The sequence below is a fragment of the Kitasatospora sp. NPDC057518 genome, from assembly GCF_042802075.1.
Lineage (GTDB): Bacteria > Actinomycetota > Actinomycetes > Streptomycetales > Streptomycetaceae > Kitasatospora.
Window position 1 is genome coordinate 1 of the sequence record NZ_JBHVEU010000642.1, and the last position, 3,649, is coordinate 3,649.

General features: G+C 75.2%; 3 protein-coding genes and 1 pseudogene. 2 read left to right on the forward strand and 2 right to left on the reverse strand.

Translation table 11 applies throughout. The annotated features are described in order from the left end of the window. Positions 1-214 precede the first annotated feature (214 nt). On the reverse strand, positions 215-400 hold the full coding sequence (locus ACFU7Z_RS37635) for a hypothetical protein (RefSeq protein ID WP_117487948.1): 186 nt from the start codon (positions 398-400) through the stop codon (positions 215-217). A gap of 177 nt (positions 401-577) precedes the next feature. Between ACFU7Z_RS37635 and ACFU7Z_RS37640 the strand changes: the two genes are divergently transcribed. After that, entirely contained in the window at positions 578-1,864 is a 1,287-nt protein-coding gene (locus ACFU7Z_RS37640; protein WP_380782600.1) for a LuxR C-terminal-related transcriptional regulator, read from the forward strand. 137 nt (positions 1,865-2,001) lie between these two features. After that, positions 2,002-2,625 (forward strand): annotated as a pseudogene (locus ACFU7Z_RS37645) (SDR family oxidoreductase); the annotation flags it as partial. A gap of 221 nt (positions 2,626-2,846) precedes the next feature. Here ACFU7Z_RS37645 and ACFU7Z_RS37650 read toward each other — a convergent pair. After that, a complete protein-coding gene (locus ACFU7Z_RS37650) occupies positions 2,847-3,509 on the reverse strand; it encodes a hypothetical protein (RefSeq protein WP_380743773.1) in 663 nt (220 codons plus the stop codon). Positions 3,510-3,649: the final 140 nt, after the last annotated feature.

Below are 3,649 nucleotides of genomic sequence, written 5' to 3' on the forward strand. Positions count from 1 at the left end.
CAGCCGCCGACTTCCCGTGCAGGGCGCGCTACGTCACGTCACCGGGCGGATCAGCCCGCGGACCCTGCGGAGGCCCCGGCGGAGGAGGCGGAGGACGCGGAGCCGGCCCGGCCGGTGGCGGTGGGCGCGGTACGGACGGAACGCTTCAGAGCCATGTGCATGACAGGACTTCCCTTTCGATGAGGAGGGGACGGGAGTCGCTCGCGACGACGCGTCAGCTCAGCGGCTTGCCCGGGCACCAGGCGTCGCCCCAGGCCGTCGTCTGGACGCAGTGGTGGCCGTCGTGCACGCCGCCGGGTTCCGTCAGCGTCGCGCCGTCGAACACGGAGGCGCCGGCCGGAGCCACCCCGCCCAACCAGGCGGCGGCACCCAGCGCGACCACGGCCAGTGTCCGCGTCACGATTCCTCGCATGACGACAACTCCCATCACTTCGGGGACGGTTCCACACGTTCCGGGCGTTTCCGCAGTTCCTGCCGCATCGCCCGGTCCGTGCTCGTCACCCTGCCAGGCGGCGGATGGCCACGGCATCCCCCGCAGGGGATCATGAGCCTGCCTGGCAGCTTTAGGAGGCATGCGATGCACCCCGTGACCGGCCCCGACCTGACCGTCCCCGACCCGACCGCCGACGTGCCCGCGCTCGACAGCGCGGCCGTCACGCTCTACCGGTGGACGGTGGTGCACGAGCGCCTCACCCCGGCCACCCTCGCGCAGGCGGCGTCGGAGACCGACCTGACCCTGCCGGAGTGCGAGGCGGCCGTCCGGCAGCTCACCGGGGCCTGCCTCCTCCAGGAACTGTTCCCCGACGACCGCCGCACGGACGGGAGCCGTACGGACGCGCCCCCGGTCGCCTGGCAGCCCGTCAGCCCCCAGGCCGCCACCGCCCAGCTGCTCTCCGCCCGCGACACCGCCCTGCGCGCCCGGGAGGAGGCCCTGCGCGAGCAGCGGCGGATCGTCCAGCAGCAGCGCGACGGCCTCGCGGCGCTGGTGCCCGTCTACCTCCAGGCCCGTCAGCACGCCTTCCCCCAGGGCACCATCGACCGCCTGCCGGACAAGTTCGCGGTGCGTTCGCTGCTCGCCGACGTGATCGACTCCTGCCGCAGCGAGGTGCTGGTCTCCAAGCACGGCGGTTCGTTCTCCCCGGCCGCCCTGCGCGAGGCGCTGCCGCGCGACCTGGCGCTGCTCGACCGGGGCGTCCGGATGCGCAGCCTCTACCAGCACGCGACCCGCTTCGACCAGCCCACCCGGGTGCACGCCGAGCAGCTCATCGAGGCCGGCGCCGAGATCCGGACGCTGCCGGAGGTGCTGCCGCAACTGATCATCGTGGACGGCTCGCTGGCCCTGCTGCCCGCCAGCTCCGGCGGCGCCCTCATCATCCGCGAGCCCGACCTGCTCTCCTACCTGCTGACGGTCTTCGAACGGGACTGGGAGAACGCGGCCCCGTTCGCCAGCGGCCCGCAGGCCGCGCACGACGTCACCAAGACGATGAAGCAGAGCATCCTGGTGCTGCTCGCGAAGGGCCTCAAGGACGAGTCCATCGCCCGCCGCCTCGGCATCTCCCTGCGCACCTGCCGCCGCCACGTCTCGGACCTGCTGGACGGCCTCGGCGCGCACAGCCGCTTCCAGGCCGGCGTGGTCGCCGAACGGCTGGGCCTGACCTCGCACCCGGTCCCGGACGCCCCGGCCCCCGACGAGGAGCCCGAACCGGCCCCGGCCTGCCCCGCCTGCGGCGGCCCGCTGACGGCCCCCGCCCCCTCCCCCGACGGCCCGCGCCCCGGCGGCCGCCCGCCCCGCTACTGCTCGCCCCGCTGCCGCTCCCGCGCCTACCGCACCCGGCAGCGGGAACGCGCGGACGGCGTCACGTAACCCCCCGGCGGCGTGACGTAACCCGGGACGCGCCCGCGAACCGGGCCGGTGGAGTCGGGCTGGTGGAGTCGGGCTGGTGGAGTCGGGCTGGTAGCCGCCCGGGCATAGCCCCGGGCGCACCGGTGTCGGGGGCGGGCATGACCAAGGTTCTGGTGATCGGCGCAACCGGCAGTGTGGGCAGGCACGTTGTGGCCTCGCTGGTCGAAGGCGGCCACGAGGTGCGGGCGTTGGTGCGCGACGAGGCGACGTCCCGGCTCCCGGCGGGCGTCGAGGCCGTCGAGGGCGACCTGACGCGGCCCGAGAGCCTGGAGCCCGCGCTGGCCGGCGGGGTGGAGGCGGTCTACCTGATGTGGCCCGGGCTGCCCGTGCGGCCCCGGGTGGTGGAGCTGATCGCCCGGCACACCCGGCGGGTCGTCTACCTGTCGACGGACGTGGCGGACCTCGCCGACGACGAGCCGGCCGTCGTCTTCCACCAGGAGATCGAGCGGCTGATCCGGCGCTCGGGCCTGGAGTGGACCTTCGTCCGGGCGATCGACTTCGCGGGCAACCTGCCGGCCTGGGCCGACCAGGTGCGGGAGGGCGTGGTCCGCCGGCCGTACGGGCGGGCGCGGCGATCACCGGTGCACGAGCGGGACATCGCGGACGTCGCGGTGCGGGCGCTCACCGAGGACGGGCACGGCGGCGCCGCGTACGTGCTCACCGGCCCGGAGTCGCTCTCGCACGCCGAGCCGGCCGGGATCATCGGCGAGGAGCTGGGCGTCGCGGTGCGGTGGGAGGAGCTGCCGCCGGAGACGGCCCGCGAGGAGCTGACGGCGGCCTGGGGGAACGCCGCGTTCGTGGCGGCCCGGCTGCGCGCCTGGGAGTCGTTCACCCGGGAGCCGGAGCGGGTGACCGGCACCGTGCGGGAGGTGCTCGGGCGTCCGCCGCGCGATGTCCGCAGCTGGGTGCGGGACCACGCGGCGGACTTCCGCCAGGCCGGGGGTCAGTACCGGACGGCCTTGACCACCACCGGCAGCAGCGTCCGGTCGGCCGGCTGCCTGCTGAAGGCGACGGGCTCGGCCGTGCCGTTCGCCGGGACGTTCTCGGCGCCGACGACGGCGCTGTCCACGGTCTTGCCGCTGGTGTCGGTGAAGTCGACCTGGACGGCGTAGGAGGCCGCTTCGAGCCCCCGGTTGCGGATCGTGACGACCACGGCGTGCAGGCCGCCGGTGTTCTGCCGGTTGATGCCGGTGATCGCGACGTCGTTCACCGCGTTGCCGCCGTCCGGCTCCCCGCTGAGCACCGAGGCGGCCTTCTCCCTGGTCGTCACCTGCTGCGCCGAGACGGAGGCCTCGAAGGCGGAGGCCGCCGCGGCCTTGGAGGCGACGGACGCCGCGGAGGCCTCCGAGGCCGAGGCGATGGCCGCGGACGCCGAGGCCAGCAGCGACTCGGCGGCGGAGGCGACGGCGGAGGGCGGCTCGCCGGAGAAGGCGCCCGCGTTGGGCGGCGTGGCCGACGCCGATCCGGCCGCCGTGCCCGAGGAGCTGCTGCTGCAGGCCGCGAGCACGGCGACGCCGGAGGCCGCCACGATCAGCGCGACCGTCCGCTGCGGCGTCCACCTCCGGCCCGGTCGGCGGTGGCTGGGGGGACTGTGGAGTTCACGCACCGAGGGATCCCTCTCCTGGTCGGTGTTCGGCGGCCGAGGGGCCCGTACGTCCCCATGCTTGGCAACATCCCGCTCCACAGCGACAGCTCCTGACCCGTCCGAGTGGCCCGGGCCCGGCGGAACGGCGGACCGGGAAAGAC

Bases quoted from the DNA above. Each gene is read 5' to 3' on its own strand.
- ACFU7Z_RS37640 (WP_380782600.1), top strand. From the start codon at position 578: ATGCACCCCGTGACCGGCCCCGACCTGACCGTCCCCGACCCGACCGCC.